At 61.2% G+C, this 16633-nt stretch carries 15 protein-coding genes; 12 read left to right on the forward strand and 3 right to left on the reverse strand.

Annotated elements, in window-relative coordinates; all coding sequences use genetic code 11:
- Positions 1–194: 194 nt before the first annotated feature.
- A complete protein-coding gene (locus GX414_03885; GenBank protein NLI46226.1) occupies positions 195–1319 on the reverse strand; it encodes an aminotransferase class I/II-fold pyridoxal phosphate-dependent enzyme in 1125 nt (374 codons plus the stop codon).
- A 188-nt stretch (positions 1320–1507) separates the two neighbouring features.
- Between GX414_03885 and GX414_03890 the strand changes: the two genes are divergently transcribed.
- The 4 genes from GX414_03890 to GX414_03905 all read left to right on the forward strand — a co-directional run bounded on the left by GX414_03890 (position 1508) and on the right by GX414_03905 (position 5210).
- Entirely contained in the window at positions 1508–1939 is a 432-nt protein-coding gene (locus GX414_03890) for a DUF1579 domain-containing protein (GenBank protein NLI46227.1), read from the forward strand.
- Positions 1940–1948: 9 nt separating this feature from the next.
- Positions 1949–2179, forward strand: a complete 231-nt coding sequence (locus tag GX414_03895) for a DUF1579 domain-containing protein (protein NLI46228.1) — start codon at positions 1949–1951, stop codon at positions 2177–2179.
- A gap of 77 nt (positions 2180–2256) precedes the next feature.
- On the forward strand, positions 2257–4449 hold the full coding sequence (locus tag GX414_03900; protein NLI46229.1) for a protein kinase: 2193 nt from the start codon (positions 2257–2259) through the stop codon (positions 4447–4449).
- Positions 4450–4529: 80 nt separating this feature from the next.
- Positions 4530–5210, forward strand: a complete 681-nt coding sequence (locus tag GX414_03905; GenBank protein ID NLI46230.1) for an MBL fold metallo-hydrolase — start codon at positions 4530–4532, stop codon at positions 5208–5210.
- A gap of 142 nt (positions 5211–5352) precedes the next feature.
- On the opposite strand, the gene GX414_03910 is transcribed toward GX414_03905, so the two are convergent.
- A complete protein-coding gene (locus tag GX414_03910) occupies positions 5353–6762 on the reverse strand; it encodes a TIGR04013 family B12-binding domain/radical SAM domain-containing protein (protein NLI46231.1) in 1410 nt (469 codons plus the stop codon).
- Positions 6651–7613 (reverse strand): hypothetical protein, encoded by a 963-nt coding sequence (locus GX414_03915; GenBank protein ID NLI46232.1) that lies wholly within the window; start codon positions 7611–7613, stop codon positions 6651–6653. The genes GX414_03910 and GX414_03915 overlap by 112 nt, the downstream gene beginning before the upstream one ends.
- Positions 7614–7718: 105 nt before the next feature.
- Here GX414_03915 and GX414_03920 point away from each other — a divergent pair, with 105 nt between their 5' ends.
- From GX414_03920 to GX414_03955, 8 genes are all read left to right on the forward strand, one after another.
- Complete coding sequence (locus GX414_03920) at positions 7719–8456, forward strand: hypothetical protein (protein ID NLI46233.1); 738 nt, start codon at positions 7719–7721, stop codon at positions 8454–8456.
- A 19-nt stretch (positions 8457–8475) separates the two neighbouring features.
- Positions 8476–9630, forward strand: coding sequence for a cysteine desulfurase (locus tag GX414_03925; protein NLI46234.1), 1155 nt, complete (start codon positions 8476–8478; stop codon positions 9628–9630).
- A gap of 191 nt (positions 9631–9821) precedes the next feature.
- A complete protein-coding gene (locus GX414_03930; protein NLI46235.1) occupies positions 9822–10793 on the forward strand; it encodes a hypothetical protein in 972 nt (323 codons plus the stop codon).
- A gap of 2 nt (positions 10794–10795) precedes the next feature.
- Entirely contained in the window at positions 10796–11773 is a 978-nt protein-coding gene (locus tag GX414_03935) for a VWA domain-containing protein (protein ID NLI46236.1), read from the forward strand.
- Positions 11774–11807: 34 nt separating this feature from the next.
- Entirely contained in the window at positions 11808–12893 is a 1086-nt protein-coding gene (locus GX414_03940; GenBank protein NLI46237.1) for a VWA domain-containing protein, read from the forward strand.
- Positions 12894–12955: 62 nt separating this feature from the next.
- Entirely contained in the window at positions 12956–13807 is an 852-nt protein-coding gene (locus GX414_03945; protein NLI46238.1) for a hypothetical protein, read from the forward strand.
- A gap of 66 nt (positions 13808–13873) precedes the next feature.
- The gene (locus tag GX414_03950; GenBank protein ID NLI46239.1) at positions 13874–15742 is read left to right on the forward strand and encodes a protein BatD; all 1869 of its coding nucleotides are present in this window, start codon (positions 13874–13876) and stop codon (positions 15740–15742) included.
- The gene (locus tag GX414_03955) at positions 15739–16548 is read left to right on the forward strand and encodes an SH3 domain-containing protein (protein NLI46240.1); all 810 of its coding nucleotides are present in this window, start codon (positions 15739–15741) and stop codon (positions 16546–16548) included. The genes GX414_03950 and GX414_03955 overlap by 4 nt, the downstream gene beginning before the upstream one ends.
- The last annotated feature ends 85 nt before the right edge of the window (positions 16549–16633 follow it).

Consider the following 16633-nt stretch of genomic DNA (forward strand, 5'->3'; position numbering starts at 1 on the left):
TACGGATCTTGGTGTCATTCGGGAGCCATCACGGGGAAGGTCGTTGTTGCGGATTGTTTGTTTTAGGGTGATGTGTTGTCACAATTCACCGCGAGATCGCCCTCATCTTAGACCAGGTGCCAGAATATAACAGGTTGGCGGCCCGGCAAATCGCATTGTACTGGCAAGTGCTGCGACAGCCCATCGCCGATCTCTCAAGCCGATGAACCTGGCTCGAGCTCTTGCGCGACAATAGATAGGACCTCCGGTAAATTGCGGCGGCCCAAACCCACCCGGAAATACCCGCCCGGCCAGTCGAATAGCCGGCCGGGGACGGCCAGCACGCTCCGACGACGGAGCAGGCGTTCGCAGAATTCATCCACTTGCAACGGCGGCCGCAGGCGGGGGAACGCCGTGGAGCCGCCGTCTGGTTCCAGCCAGTCCACCCGAGAGGCCTGCTCCTGACAGAAAGTCCGGCAGGCTTCGAGATTCACGCCGATGATGCGCCGGTTCGCTGCAATGATCTCGTTTTTGCGGCGCAGGGCCATAATCGCCAGGACCTCCGCCGGCGCCGCGCTGCAGATGGTGGTGTAGTCCTTGAATGCGGCGCAGCGGTCCAGCAATCGGCGGTCACGGGTAGCCAGCCAACCGACGCGCAGACCCGGCAGGCCGAACGCTTTGGAGAGCCCGCCCAGGGCAACCACCCGCTCGTGGGCGCCAAGCAGGGAATTCGATCGGCACTCCGGGCGGTGCTCCAGGAACCGGTACATCTCGTCGGAAAATACGTAGAGGCCCCGTGATCCGGTCAGCTCCACCAGGCGGGCGATCACATCGGCGCTCGGAGTGTAACCCGTGGGATTGTGAGGAAAATTGACGATCACCAGTCGGGTTTGGGGCGTCAACGCCGCCACCAGATCGTCCGGGTCCAAGGTCCAACGGTTCCCCTCGGTACGGACCGCCCACCGGTCCACGGCACAGCCCAGCATCGTTGGCAGCTCGGCCAGCGATTGATAACACGGGGCCGTCACCACCACCCGGTCTCCGGGCTGGAGCAGGACATGCATCGCAATGAAAATGCCTTCCTCCGGCGCGCACACCAGAATGTCGTCGGAACTCGCCCCCGGGTACAACCGGGCGATCTCCGCGCGAAGGATGGGGTGGCCGGCTGTCTGGGTGTAACCGAGTTGCAACTGCCGCCATTGCTCTAGGCTGTCCGCATCCGCAAGCGCCAGCAGCTCCTCCAGCGACATGCTCTCGCAGTCTGACGGGCTGAGCAAACAGCGCGCTGTAAATTCGTGAGCGGCGAAAAACCGCTCCAGTTGAAAATCACGGATGCCCATTGCGGCAACCTCATGGAACAAGGGATGACCGTCAGCACGGACATGGGCCAAACCCGGCAGCGGGGGCATAGCCTGATCCCGGATTCCACGATGATACCTCCGTCGCCGGTTGGGCGCAATCCGCCCGCCGCCCACGCCGCGTTAAGAGTGGAATCACCAGTATCACCGAGTGAATCACAGCCTGTCGGATGTCAAACTGTCGGAAGGTGCACCCGGTTGAATCGCACTGTCTGGAGGACAACAAGAAACCGCTCGCCAGCTGTCTCTGTGGCGGCGTTCTGATTCTGCTGGCACTAGGCTGGCCTGCCTGGGCCCAGGAGCCGGCCGCGGCCAAGGACGATCCGATGCAGGCCATGATGGCCGCCTACGCCCGCTACGGAGAGATTGGTAAAGAGCATCGGCTGCTCCGTCAGCGGGCCGGCACCCGGGACGTCACCGTTCGAATGGGGGCGGCTCCCGGCTCCCCAGCGGAGGAATTGAAGAGGACCAGTGACTGCCGCCAGATTGTGGGTGGCCGCTTGATCCTAGAGAAATTTGAAAGCATGCTCATGGGCCAGCCGTTCAGCGGACTCGAGTTGATCGGTTTCGATAACATCAAGAAGAAGTATATCGTCATCTGAAGTGACAGGATGAGCACGGGCATCATGACCTCCGAGGGTGCACCGGCTGCGGATGGGAAGTTCATCGAGTATGTCGGCGATCTTTCGGTCCCGATTGTCAACAAGTACCGCCAGCAACGGGCGGTCGAACACGAGGAAGACGCGGATCACCGCCGGAAGAAAGCCTTCGATGTTGGTCCCGATGGCAAGCCGTTCCGGTCGATGGGATGGTGTTTATCCGGCGAAAGTGAGACGAGCTGACGACCATGGGTTGATTAGGTTATGTCCGTCGGGCCGGATGCTTCTAATTGCCTCCTACCTGTGGTAGATTGGGGCGCATGAAATCCATCGGCAAATACGAGGTAGTGGGCACGATCGGGGCCGGTGCCATGGGCACGGTCTACAAGGGTTACGACCGCCGGCTGGCCCGTTTTGTCGCCATCAAGGCGCTCTTTCCCCAATACATCGACGACGCGGAGAAGGCAGCCCGTTTTCTGAAGGAAGCCCGGGCGCTGGCCCAAATCCCGCATCCCAACATCGTCCAGGTTCACGATCTCTATGAGGAAAACGGGATACCTTACATCGTCATGGAGTATCTGGACGGCCGGAACCTGAAGCAGCTCCGGGATGACGGGGTGCGATTCTCCCTGGCCCAAACGCTGAACATCCTGTCCCAGGTGGCGCACGGGCTGGATTATGCCCACCAGAACAGTGTGATCCACCGGGATGTCAAGCCGGCCAATCTGATTATCACCCGGAGCGGCGCGGTGAAGATCGTCGACTTCGGCATCGCCCGACTGGCCGAATCCACCATCCACACCCGCGAAGGTATTACCGTAGGCACGTTGGCTTACATGAGCCCCGAACAGGCGCGGGGCGAACCGGTAGATGCCCGGGCAGACCAATATTCCCTCGGGGTCATTGCCTACGAGCTGCTGCAAGGCGATAATCCCTTCCAGGCTGAAAACGCCACCGGCGTACTGTACAGAATCCTCACCCATAATCCACCGCTGCTGGGCAGCACGCTGCCCGGATGTCCGCAGGTGCTGAGTGAGGCCGTGGCGCGCATGCTCAACAAGGAGCGCGGCAACCGTTTGGTCAATCTTTCGGATTTCGCCGCATTATGCGAAGAGATCCGACAGCAGGAGGGTCTGACCGACGGCGGTCTGGAGACGCTTTTCGATTCCATCACCCCCGCTGAGGATGCCGAGTCCACGCGGCTCGCGCAACCGGATGACACCACGAGGCGCCACGCCGCCGGCGACACCTTCACCCTGGACGAGGAGACCACGGGCCGGGTGCGCGCCGCCGGCTATGGGCCGCAGGCGCGGGCTGCTTGGTGGCAGGTGTTGACACGGCGGCCGCTCTATGCGGCACTGGGGCTGGTGATGCTGGTGCTGGTTGCCCTGACCGTGTATCCCGGTTGGGCCGCCATCGGATCCAGGCTGGGTCTGGCGCCGGCAGCGCCCCGGCATGTGGCCCCGCCGGGCGTCTACGGCGGCATCGAGGTGGGCGCATCCGGGATTCGGGCGGTCATCGCTCGGTTCAGCGAAGACGAGGCGGGCTTGGGTGACTATCAGGAATTGGATCGCCGCCATATCACCTCGTCGATGATTACCTACAGTACAGACGCCGTGACTGAATCCGTTCGGGACATCGCGGAGCTCTATCGCTGGGTCAGGGACGGACACCATTTGCCGGGGGACCGGATTGTCGTCGCCGTCAGCAGCGGAGTGGTGAACGCCGCGGAACTCAAGGGGCCCTGGGCCGTGGCCCGTCTCGAGACGCTCAGGCGGGAGGTCCTGCAGACCACCGGTTGTTCCATGCAACTCATCACCGCCGAACAGGAAGCCGAGCTTGGCGCACTGGGTATTCTCCCGCCGCGGGCGATTTACACCGCCCTAGCCCTGGATCTGGGCAGTGGGAACACGAAAGGCGGATATCTGGAGAAGAGCGTGGGTGGTGACCGATTCGTGCCCATGGACATTCCGGTGGGTTCCAAGTCACTGTCGCTGGAAATCGACCGGGAATGCGGTTCCGTGGATCACGCCCCGGCCTGCATCGATCGCACCATCCGACTGCACATTCTGCCGATCCTCGAGGAAAAGATCGAGCGCAAGCCCGGTTTGCTCAACCGACGGCAAGTCTATCTCAGCGGCGGAATCGTGTGGGCGCTGGTGACGTTAACCTATCCCGAGCGACGGGATCCCACCGTGATGTTCACCGCCGAGGATATCCGCGGTTTTTACAACCGAATCGTCAAGGATCCTGCCGCAGTGGTCGGCCCGGATCTTTCCAAGATCCAAGACGAGGCGGTGCAGCAGGAAGCCCTGCAGGAAATTCTCAACATCCGCGACATCTTTCATGTCAAACAACTCGTCGCCGGAGGCGCCCTGATGGTCCTGTTGGCCGACCGGCTCGAATTCGACCGGAAGCAGCTCTACTTCATCCGGTACGCCAACCAAGGCTGGTTCAAGGGATACCTGACTCGGTACGCCTCGCGGCAGCATGCGCGGGCTGCGTCCCGCTGACGGCAATCCGCCTTTGAGTAGGCCGCGTGATTACAACCGCCGGTCACTGGTTCAAGATCCAGCACCTGCATCCGCATTTGATGTGGATCACCGAACCGTTCTACTGGCAGTGGAATCGGGCGAACATATGGCTCATCCGCGGCCGGGATCGAGACGTGCTTCTGGATGCGGGCACGGGTGTCGCCGATTTGCGGGCGGCGCTGGCGGATCAGCTGGGCAAGCCGCTGTTGGCCGTGGCCTCCCATATTCATTTTGATCATGCCGGGGGCTTGGCGGTGTTTGACAACGTGGCGGTTCACGCGGCGGAAGCGGCGGCGCTGGCATGCGCCGATCCGACGCTGACCCTGAGCGATCCGGCCATGGGTTGGATTCTGGACGATCATTTCACCCGTCTGCCGGTGCCGGGATTCCGGGCTGCCGATTACCGCTTTCGGGCCGTGCCCCCCGTCCGCCTGTTAGCAGACGGGGATTATGTGGAATTGGGTGACCGGACACTGGAAGTGATCCACCTGCCAGGACACTCACCAGGAAGCATCGCCCTGTATGAACCCGTCAGCCAGGAACTCTATGCCGGTGATGTCGTGTACGACGGTGCACTCTTGGACACGCTGCCCGGTAGCGACCGCGAGGCATACGCCGCTTCCGCCCACCGCCTGTTGCACCTGCCCGTCCGAATCGTCTATCCCGGCCATCACAAGCCGTTCGATGGCGACTACCTGCGCGAGCTCCTCGCCGGCTATCTTTCCCGCCGCGTTCAATGACAGACCGCGATCGGCGAACCCGGCGCGTCGACCCGCCGCGGCGCCTGGCGTACCACCACAGACGTCAATTCAGCGGCCAGAGAATCCAGCAAGTCGAAGCACCGGCGCCGTGCCGGAAAGTCGAAGATTCGATGCGATCGGTTCAGAGATCGTCACCGGTGGACGTGGCCGGCGATTGGCCCCGGAAAAACTGCTCCAGGCGGACAGCCAGCTCTTCCTGCTGGCGCCAATGCCCACAAAGCCGTCCAGTGCCGGCCAGCTCGAGGGCCAGCTGGCGAGTTTCTAAATCCACCCGTCCCGGCTTGGCGCGATTGAGCGGCGTACCCGGCAGAGGTAAAAATGTGTGGCCGTGGACGATCGCACCCAGATCCGAAACACAGCGCATCAGCGAGCGGGTCAACCTCCGATCATCTTCCCGCTCACCGGGCAGAGCGAAGATAAAATCAACGTACACGCGGAAGCCGACCGCACGCAGGATCTCCACGGCCCGAACTACCTGGGCCACATTGTGACCGCGGCGCAGGCGCTCCAGCATGCGGTCGCTGCCGGATTGGGCGCCGATCACGACATTATCGTTGCCAGCCAGCCGGCGGACCATTACAGCAAGCTCGGGTGTGACGGAATCGGGTCGGACCTCGGAGGGAAAAGAACCGAAGTAGATGCGGCCTTTGTCAAAAATGCCACCCAGCGCCTTCAACAGAGCTTCGATACCCGCCGGATTGGGGGTGTGTCCGTCGGCTGAACCCCAAGCGAACGCATTGGTCGATACAAAACGCAGGTCGGTTAGACCGTGGCGGCGCATGACCTCGGCATGATGGACTATTTTATCGAGACTGCGGTGACGCATCCGCCGGCCGAGCAGCGCAGGCGTCTGACAGTATCCGCAGTGACAAGGACAACCGCGGCTGATTTCAATGGGCGCGAACAAGCCGTGACGGGCGGCAAACGGGGGATAATGATCCAGGTTGACGGGGCGCGGGCGGCGGTTCTGACGGTACTCGCCATTGTCCACCCAGGCTAGCCCCGGAGTACCCCGCAGTTCGCCGCCGGCGGCGTGCGCCGCCAGAAAGTGCGGCAAACCGGCCTCCGCCTCGCCGCGCAGCACGTAGTCGAAGCCCAGCCGCAACGTCCCGGCCGGATCGCCTGAAGGGTGTGCGCCGCCGGCGAGTCCGAGCAACGGCCAGCGGTTCGCCGCCGCCTGTTGACGAATGTCTCGGAAGGCCGGCGCTACCGATAGGACATCGGGTGTGTGGAATGACCAGGCCAGAACCACCCGGCGATGAATGGCGGCCGCTTGGCTCAGGCGTTCGATCACCTGACGCGGCCGGGCGAACCAGACCGTCAATCCGAGGCGATCTTCGACCGACTCCAGTGCGCCGGCCAGAGCAGCTACGCTGTGCTTGTTGTTCCGTTGCTGCAGAAACACCACCGCAAGTGGCTTCATGAGGCGGCTCCAGCCGCGCGGGGGAAATCGATACCCAGTCGAGGATGAAAATAGATGCGAAATGGGAGATAAACAGACGGCGCAGACAGCTGAGTATTTGCCAACCAACGATCAGCCTGGGAAAAGTCCCCATTCGTCAGCACCAGCAGGGCCATCGTATTGAAGCCCCACTCATCAAACGGACTCTTTCCCTGATTAGCCGCGACGATGGCCCAGATGTCGTGGGTAGCGCTCTTGAGCATGCAGAATATCGCGTTGACCGCATCCGGATCGTCGAGATGTCGATGCAGATATGGCACCAGATTCAAGGTGTATGTGTTTGCGGGAATCGCATCGATGGCGGTCTGGCGGGGAAACTGTTTCAAGGCTGCCTGCCGGGAAGGTTCAGGCAAGCAATGCCGAATCATCTCGCGGTGGTTGAAATCTTCCGCTGACGCGGGACTGTTCCTGAAGACGACAGAGAGAGAAAAATCTGGCCGGATGTCGGTGTCGCGGGAGGCCAGCCGTTTGGATCGGTCGTCGGTGAATGGGGGCGCCGCGCCGATCCAATCGCGCAGGCGGGTGCCGTCGGTGATGAAAGCGGCCCCCAATTGAGCGGGACCGTACAAGAGGAGAGCATCGAGTTTGGCTTTCATGACCGGATCCGCCCACAGTCTGTCGATGGCTTTTGTGGGGGTTGTGCGAAGCGGCGGTTTGATTCCGACCAGCATCCAGTCGAGACCGGCGCCGGTCCACAACGAGGCTTCGGGGAAGGCGTCCAAAAAGCCGGCCGAAATGGCCCGAGCTTTCAGAGCGGCGGCATTCCCGACGCCAAGGCCGTCCACGAAACCGGCCAGCACCAAGGCGGAGGCCCAGACACTGTTGCCGAAGGCCAGACTGGCCTGAACAAACCACAGCGTTTCGAACAGCAGGGCGGCGATACTGGACAGGAAGAAAAGTAAACAGATGGCGCCCACCATGGCGCTCATTTTAGCAGAGTGGTTTCGGTGATGATTTACTTTATCTGTCAAATACCGTCTAATAGGGGACAATGATGCCCATATCAAAGCGGGCGGAGGCCAGCGATGGGGGACAGCCGGTTGATCCAATTCACCCAAGGCCAGGTGAAACCGTGGGCCTGCCTGATCGAAGGTTGGGGGCTGGTCAGGGGGCGTTATTGGTTGTTTGTGGGCATCACTGCCTGCGGTATGCTCCTGGGTACAGTGGTACCCGTCATCTTGTTCGGCGCCATGATGTGTGGCATCTATTTGTGTTACTTGGAGCAGCTGAGAGGGGATCGGGTTGAATTCCGCCGCCTGTTCGATGGATTTCAATATTTCCATTCCAGCCTTGTGGCAACCGCGCTGCTGATGGCGGTCAGTCTGCTGGTTGCCTTGCCCGCGTCATTGTCGCTCAGCGGAGCCGTGATCATGCTACCGCTGTTCATCGACCGTGGCAGGTTGACGCTGGCCTTCGGACTCTATCTGGCCACGATCGGGGTGTTTGTCCTGATCATCATGATGGTGGTGATCATCTTGGGCGCATTTTTCTTGTACACGTTTCCGCTGATCGCCGAACACGGATTATCGGGTTCGGAGGCGGTCCGTTTGGGAGCCAGGGCCGCCCGGGCGAATCTGTGGGGTACGGTTGGTGTGATGGCGATCCAGGTGCTGCTCGGCATGGTGGGTGTCTGCTTGTGTTATGTAGGTGCGTTTTTGGTTTTGCCCGTTACCATGGGCGCGGTCGTGGCCGCTTACCGAAAAGTGTTCCCGGTGCAGGCGGCGTCCGGCGACGCCAGCCAACCATTACCCATGCGGTTTTGAGAAGGATGGAAACTTGGAGATGGCACGAGAGGCAAGAATCGCACAACCCATTTACTTGGATTACAACGCCACGACTCCTATCGCGCCGGAAGTGCGATCGGCCCTGCGGCCATATATGGAGGAATATTTCGGCAATCCCTCCTCAGCCCACCGCTTCGGTCAACTGGCGCGTGCTGGAGTTGAGACCGCCCGTGCACAGGTGGCCGGATTGCTGGGTGCAAAATCCACCGAAATCATCTTTACCGGAAGCGGCACGGAATCGGATAATCTGGCTATTTTTGGCATCATCCGAGGGTCGCGAAAAACAGCGGGCCACATGATCACCTCGTCGGTGGAACACCCGGCGGTCGACGTTGTGTGCCACCAGCTGGCCGCCGAAGGCTGGTCCATCACCCGGCTGCCGGTGGACGGGAACGGGCGCGTGGATCCCGACGACGTGCGGCGGGCTGTGCGTTCGGATACCGTCCTGGTTTCCATCATGCACGCCAACAACGAGGTGGGGTCGATCCAGCCGCTGCAGGCGATTTCGGTCATCCTCCGCGAGCGGGACATCCCTTTCCATACCGACGCCGCGCAGAGTGCAGGCAAGATTCCCTGCCGAGTGGATGAACTGGGCGTTGACCTGCTCACCATCGCCGGCCATAAACTGTACGCCCCGAAAGGAGTCGGGGCGCTATATGTTCGGGCGGGTGTCTCACTTGCTCCATTCATGCGAGGCGCCGGACAGGAAGGTGGCCGTCGGCCGGGGACAGAGAATGTCTCCGGGATAGTCGGATTGGGAGCCGCCTGTGAATTGGCGGCAGCCGAAGGAGAACAACGCACAGCTCATCTAGGTCGGACCCGTGATCTGCTCGGGGCGCTGCTGAATGCAGGCTTGGACGACATCCGCCGAAACGGGGACCAAGACTGGGTATTGCCCAACACGTTGAGTGTTGGGTTCGGCGGTATCTTGGTGGCTGATCTCGTAGACGCGCTGGACGGCGTGGCCGCTTCCGCCGGCGCCGCCTGCCACGGTAAGGGAGGTGGACTCTCGGCCACGCTCAAAGCCATGGCTGTTCCGGAGCGCTATGCATTGGGCACGCTGCGCCTGTCCACCGGCCGTCCCACCACCGAAGAAGACATTCGCACGGCGGCTGACCGGATCATCACGGCGGTGAAAAAACTGCGGCGTTGAGCGGACCCGGCGCCATCGATTCGCTGGTGGGATCCGTGAGCGGTGGTTCGTCGGGTTGATCCGGATCTGAGACTTGAGCCGTTGTCGTTCCCGTTTTTCCAAAGGGAGCACAGTTGTCGCCCGGTGGTATTTGAATCCGCGGACCCGGTCTGATAGTATGAGCCCTTCGATCCGGCCCGGGTGGTCTGGCGATGCGGCGCGGATGTCTATTAATCCTGGTGTGTTGGCTAACGGCGGCTGCTGCGCTCGCCGCCGGCGCAGTATTCCGGTTCGACGTGACTGCACAGCAAACCGAAGCTGATACGACGCCGGCTGTCGGCGATCCCGTTGTGCTGGAGCTGACATTCCGATACCCGTCCGGCGCCAGCCGGCCGGAACTGGTCCGCGATCTTCCCCCTGATGTGGCGGTGTTGGGCGAGGATCGGCTGAGTCAAAGACAGTCGGACGGATACGTTCATGAACGGCGCCGGTTACGCCTGGCGTTTTTTGATCTAGGCTCCCGGCGTTTAACGGCTCTTCGGTATACCAGCCGGATCGGGAAGCAGACGCTGGAAGCCCGGACAGGTCCGGTAACCGTGACCATCCGTGCACTGAGATCCGAAACAGACGAAGAGTGGGACAAACCAGAACCGCCCTGGATCATTCCGTTTCCGATTTGGCGTCTGGCCGTGGTCATCGGCGCGGTTCTGGTGATGTTGTCCGTGGTGGGCTGGCTGGTTTGGTGGTGGCGGCGACGCCGCGAGAAGCGGCAGGTACCGGCGATTCCGCCCGAGCTGGAGGCGCGTGATCGGCTGCACGACCTGGCTGGCCAGGATCTGCCTCGTCGGGGGCAGACACGGGAGTTCTTCTTTCGGGTCTCGGAGATCGTCAAAGACTACTTGGGGAAGGAACTGGACGTGGTGATGCTGGAGCGCACAACCGCTGAAATTGTGACGCAGCTACCAGGCGACATGCGATTGACGTCCGAAGTGGTGACACGCATCACGCAGTTTTTCCAGATGGCTGATCGGGTCAAGTTCGCCCGCTTTCCAACGACACCCAAGGACAGTGAGGCGGCATTGCGAGAAGCGTTCGAGATCATTCGCCTGGTGCATGACCAGGTGATCGCTGCGCCGGAGGCGGTTGCAACCGACGCTGCGAACGAGACAGGGGCGGCGTCATGAGCATGTTCCGCAACCCCGAGGCGCTATGGTTGCTTGCGGCGCTGCCGCTCTTGGTCTGGCGACACTGGCGGAACCTCCGGGCAGACGGTGCGGCCATCGGTCATCCGGCTGGTTTTGCCCTGCGGTCCGGCGGGGAGATCTGGCTGCACCTGCATTTCCTGCTCAAAATCGCCGCCATTGGGGTGTTGGTGGTTGCCTTGGCCCGGCCGCAGAAAGTCATCGCGGGAGAGGAGACTTCCACCGATGGCGTGGACATCATGATCGCCCTCGACACCTCAGGCAGCATGGATGCCCGCGATTTCAAACCGCGCAATCGGCTGACCGTGGCCAAACAAGTGGTGCGCGATTTCATCACTGGACGCATTTCCGATCGAATCGGTTTGGTGGTGTTTGCCGCGCGGGCGGTGACCCGTTGTCCGCTCACCGTCGACTACGACGTGCTGCTGCAGCTGGTGGACGCCACGGAGTTGGGCCAGTTGCCCGATGGCACGGCGATCGGCAATGCGTTGGCTACGGCGATCAGTCGACTGAAAGCGTCCAAAGCCCGGTCGCGCGTGATCATCCTAGTCACCGACGGCGTCAACAACACGGGCGAGATCGACCCGCACACCGCTGCCGAGATGGCCAGGATGCTGGAGCACAAAGTGTACACCGTGGGCGTGGGGCGGGAGGGAACGGCGCCGTTTCCGGTAACCAATCCGTACACAGGTCACAAAGAGCTTGTGGAGATGGACGTGCGGATTGATGAAGACGTGCTCACCGATGTGGCGCGGCGGACCGGCGGCCGTTATTTCCGCGCGATGGATCCGGCGGCATTGAAATCGATCTTTCAGCAGATCGACGCCCTTGAGCGGAGTAAAATACGTGTCCACCGCTGGTCGGACTATGTGGAACTGTACCCGCCCTATGTGGTGACAGGTTTGGTTTTGTTGAGCCTATGGACGGTGTTGGGCGGCACGATCTTCCGACGATTGCCTTGACCGGCGGCAGATAACGATCCGAGGAGCCTGACGCGTGCGTTTTGCTGATCCTTGGTGGCTCGATTGGTTGTGGGGCCTGATACCCCTGGCACTGGCATACGGCCTGCTCGGGGGCTGGCATCGGCGGCAACTGGCAAGCATCAGCCGCTCGCCCGAGATTCGGCGTCGGTTGCTCGCGGGAGTGAGTTATCCAAAAAAGATTGCGGCCGCCTGTTTGCTGCTGGCGGCGTATGCCGGCTGCCTGTTGGCGTTGGCCCGGCCGCAATGGGGCACCCGGATGGAGAGCATGATCCGCCGGGGTGTCGATGTGCTGATCGCGGTGGACACGTCCCTGAGCATGAACACTCCGGATGCACCGCCCAATCGGATCGGCAAAGCGAAACGGGAGTTGCAGGCGTTGCTGGAGGAAATGGGCGACGCGCGCGTGGGGATCATCTCGTTCGCCGGCAGTGCGTTTTTGCAGTGTCCGCTGACCGTGGATCGGTCGGCGGCGGCCTTGTTCCTTGAGCTCATGGAGACCGGACTGATTCCCGATCCAGGCACCGACATCGGATCGGCCATCCGTTTGGCACGGGACACCTTCCAGCGCCACCAGCAGAAGTACAAGGTGCTTGTCCTTTTGACTGACGGGGAGAACCTGACCGGCGACCCCGAGGCCGAAGCTCAACGGGCGGCTGAAGAAGGGGTTGTCATATTCACGGTTGGAGTGGGGACGCCGGACGGGCAACCGATTCCCATTTTCAACGAGCGGAACGAGGTAGTGGATTATAAGCGGGAGACGAATGGCACACCGGTCGTCAGTCGCTTGGACGAATCGACGCTGGCGGCCATAGCTCGCGCAGGCAACGGCCAATATTTCCGCGCGTCGGTGCTGGAAGACGAAGTGGATGTGCTGGTCGAGCGGATTGATGGCATGGAGAAGAAGGATCTTCAGTCCCGGATGACCCGCCGGTTTGTGGATCGTTTCCAGCTTCCACTTCTGTCGGCGGTTCTGTCTCTTCTCGTTATGGGGCTGATCTCCGACGGCCGACAGAGCATGCGTCGGCTGGCGGCCGATGCCGCCCGGTGGTGGGCGTACATCTGGCATCGCACAGGCGTCGGCCGGAGCACGAAGTTCTGATCGTGGTCGGTCGGGGCGCCGGGCGTGACGAGATCGGGAGTGACAGCAGGAGGAGCAAAACGATGCAGGGGCGCGGGCACGTCTGTTTCATGGTCATGCTGGCGATGTCCACAACCGGCGGGGTTCTGCGTGATCCGTTGCACGAGGCCACCCGGCAAGGGAAAGAATACTATGATCGCGCCCAATATCCCCAGGCACTGGAGGCGTTCGGTCGCGGCCGGGCCGAAAATCCAAATCATCCTGTGTTGGCGTTCAACATCGGCGATGTCCTGTTGGCCATGGGAAAATCAAAGGAGGCCCAGGCTGAATACCACAGAGCGATGATCACCTCGGACCGCAAGTTGAAAGCCCGCACGATTTACAATTTGGGCAACGCGCATGCCATCGAGAACGATTGGCCGGCGGCCGCGGCGGCGTATCGGGAAAGTCTGATTCTTGATCCCGCCCAGAAGGATGCCAAGCGAAATCTGGAGCTGGCGATCCGAAAATTGAAGGAACAGGAAAAGTCGCAACGTCAACAGCAGGGAAAGCGGCAAGACCAGGCAGGTAAACAATCTGCCGGGGAATCAGGTGCGAGCGGGCAAAATCGACAGGACAGTCAAAACGAGCGACAGCCGTCCAAACAATCCGAACGACAGATGGACGGATCACGCGACCCAGGAAAAGACGCAGTCCAAAACCGCCAATTTGCCGATTCACCGCCTGCAGGTTCTCTGTCCGGAGAAGACAAACATCAACAGCCACCCGACGGCCGATCGGCAGGAGGCAAAGACAAGAAGGATGCTGTGCCCATCATGAATCCAGCACAGGCGCTGCTATTGTTGCAGGCTTTGGAAAAGCAGGAGAAGACAGAACTGCTACGGATGCAGCAGGGACAAGCGCGCCAGCGCCCTAAATCGGGGCGCGACTGGTGATCCTGGTCAGACGCAACGCGCGCGGAGCAAACTGGCGGCATACATTCAGAGGGTGAGGCGCAATCGGTGACCATTGAGAATCTGCATCGTCGGTACTCGGTTGGCTTAGCTGGCCTGCTGACGGGCTTGGTCGTTTTGAACGCGATGGGCGGGCTGGCGCGGGGCGAAGGAGGGAAAGTCCGGGCTGCGGCGAGTGCCGACCGGATCGGTCTGGAGAATACGGTCACACTGGAGATTACCATCGACGGCTCGGACGCTGCCGGGGCGGAGATCGTGGAGAAGCCGTCTGCGCGGGATTTCCGGCTGATTGGCGGACCGAATGTCTCCACGCAATTCCGCTTCGTCAACGGCAGTGCGTCTTTCACCAAAGTGATCGCTTTCACGTTCATGCCACTCAAGACTGGCGGCCTGGAATTGCCGTCCGTGAAGATCCGGCTGGACGGGCAGGTGACCAGGACCGATCCGATACCCGTGGAAGTAGTGGCCGGCAGCGTGTTGCCATCCAGTCCGGGCACACGATCGCCTTTTGGCACGCTGGATCCATTCGACTCGGATGCCGAAGCCGGTGCACCGGTTGATCCGGGAGATGACCTGTTGCTCCGTTTGGAAAGCCCGGTCCGCACCGTCTGCGTCGGTCAGCCTGTTCCGCTGGATTTGGTGTTGTATTACCGGGTCCGAATCGGCGGCGCCGATCTGGAAAAAGAGGGCAAATTCGAGGGGTTTTGGGTGGAGACCGTTGAGCTTGACCCCCGAGATCCAAACCGCGTGGGCCGAAGGGAACACGACAGCCGGGTGTACAACACGCAGGTGCTCCGCCGCTGGGTGCTGTTTCCTTTGCGGCCGGGGCGGTTTGACGCGGACCCGTGGATCCTCAGAATTCTGGTGGAAACGCCGACGCAGTCATTTTTCGGAATGACCCGACGCCAGGTCGTACTCCGCCGCACGAACTCCATCACGATTGACGTGAGCGACTTTCCCCGGGCCGGCCGGCCGGCCACTTTTCACGGATTGTGTGGCCGGTACGAGATTCAGGCCGACTTGGACAAATCAGCGGTTGCAACGGGAGAGGCGGCCACCGTACGACTGACCGTGCAGGGGGAGGGCAACCTGCGCAACATCCCCGAGCAACGGTTGACGGAAACGCCGGGATGCAAAATCTATGCACCCAAAGTTCAAGACAACATCCGCCTGGAAGGCGGCACACTGCGTGGAAGCCGAACCTGGGAATTTGTGGTGATTCCTCTTGAATCCGGCGTCTTCGAGCTGTCTGTCCCTGCGCTGTCCTTCTTCGATCCGGAATCACGAACCTACCGGTCCGTGACCCCTCCAGCCATGCGGTTAAACGCCACAGGCGAACGAGTGACCGGGACTGGTGCGGGCAATACCGGTGGATTCACCATGCCAATTCAGATGAAGGGCCGGGATATCCGACATATTCATACAGGACCCGCACTCGAGCAAACCCCGCCGGGGCGGCTGTATCGCCGCCCTTGGTTTCTGGCGATATTCGGTGTTCTTACGATCGTGACACTGGGGGCTGTCGTCATCGATGAACGGCGCCGATATCTCAGTCGCGACCGGCGCAGCTGGGCGCGTTCCCGAGCAGCGGTACAGGCACGCCGGGATCTCCGCGCCTGTTCCGCACTTGGTCGGAAAGGGCTCTCCGCGGAGTTGTTTACCGGGGTCTATCGACTGCTCCAGAACTATCTTCAGGCCCGGTTCGGTGTCAACAGTCTTGAGTTGACGGGCGCCCGGCTTCGGCAGGTGCTGTCGGCACACCAGGTCAGTGAAGCCACCACCGCCGATCTGTTGGACATACTCCAACAGTGTGAATGCTATCGCTACGCTCCGGCAGTGGCAGAAACGTTCCGGCCCAAGGAACTCCTGGCGCGGCTCGAACGGCTGATACGGATTATGGAAGGAGGTCAGCCATGAAGCCGATTGTGGCGTTTGCGTGGCTGATCGTGGGGCTGCTGGTCGGATGGGTGGCGGCGACTGTGCCATCCGAAACACCCGCCAGCATGGGTGTTCATCTCTATGGCAGCGGTCAGTATGATGCCGCGGATCGTGCCTGGCGCCAGGCGGCGCACGCAACGCCGGGAAACGCTGAATTGTATTACAATCTTGGTTGCGCCGCTTTCCGACGACACCGCCTGGGTGAAGCCGTGTTGTATTTTCAACGGACCTTGTGGTTGAATCCCGGCCACGCCGACGCAAGCCATAATATCAGCTATATCAATAGTTTAACCATTGACAAGGTGCCGCAAAATCCGCCCGGGGTGCCCCAAATTATTCGTGACGTCCTGGTCTCGTGGTTGGGGGTTAACGGGGTAAGCGGTTTGATGTTGGGTGCGTTCGTTGCCATTTGCCTTGCGGGATGGTACGCACTTCGGGTACGCGATCTGCCGCATCGCCGTACCGCGTGCTGGATATTCGCCGCTTCGCTATTGCTCGGCATCGCATCGGCAATCCTCCTCTGGGGAGTTGTGGTGCGCGATTCGTCCGTTTCGGAGGGGGTGATTCTGGCCCGGCAACAAGACGTCCGGAGTGGTCCGTCGCAGGACAATCCGGTGCTTTTTACCGTTCACGAAGGATTGGTTGTTGAACTGGTCGCTCGGACAGAAGGCTGGTGGCAGGTGGTCTTGCCCAACGGCTGGAATGGTTGGGTGCCCGAAAATCGGTTGGGTGTAGTGCAGTCTAGTGACCTGCCGATTTCGGCGTCGCCATCGGGCACAGAGTGAGTTCCGGCAGGCACGTTGCCGTCGAGACGGAGGAATCAGCATGCACGCCACCGGTCAATGGAAATTGACAAATGCCTGTCGGGCT

Source organism: Acidobacteriota bacterium (assembly GCA_012517875.1).
GTDB lineage: Bacteria > Acidobacteriota > JAAYUB01 > JAAYUB01 > JAAYUB01 > JAAYUB01.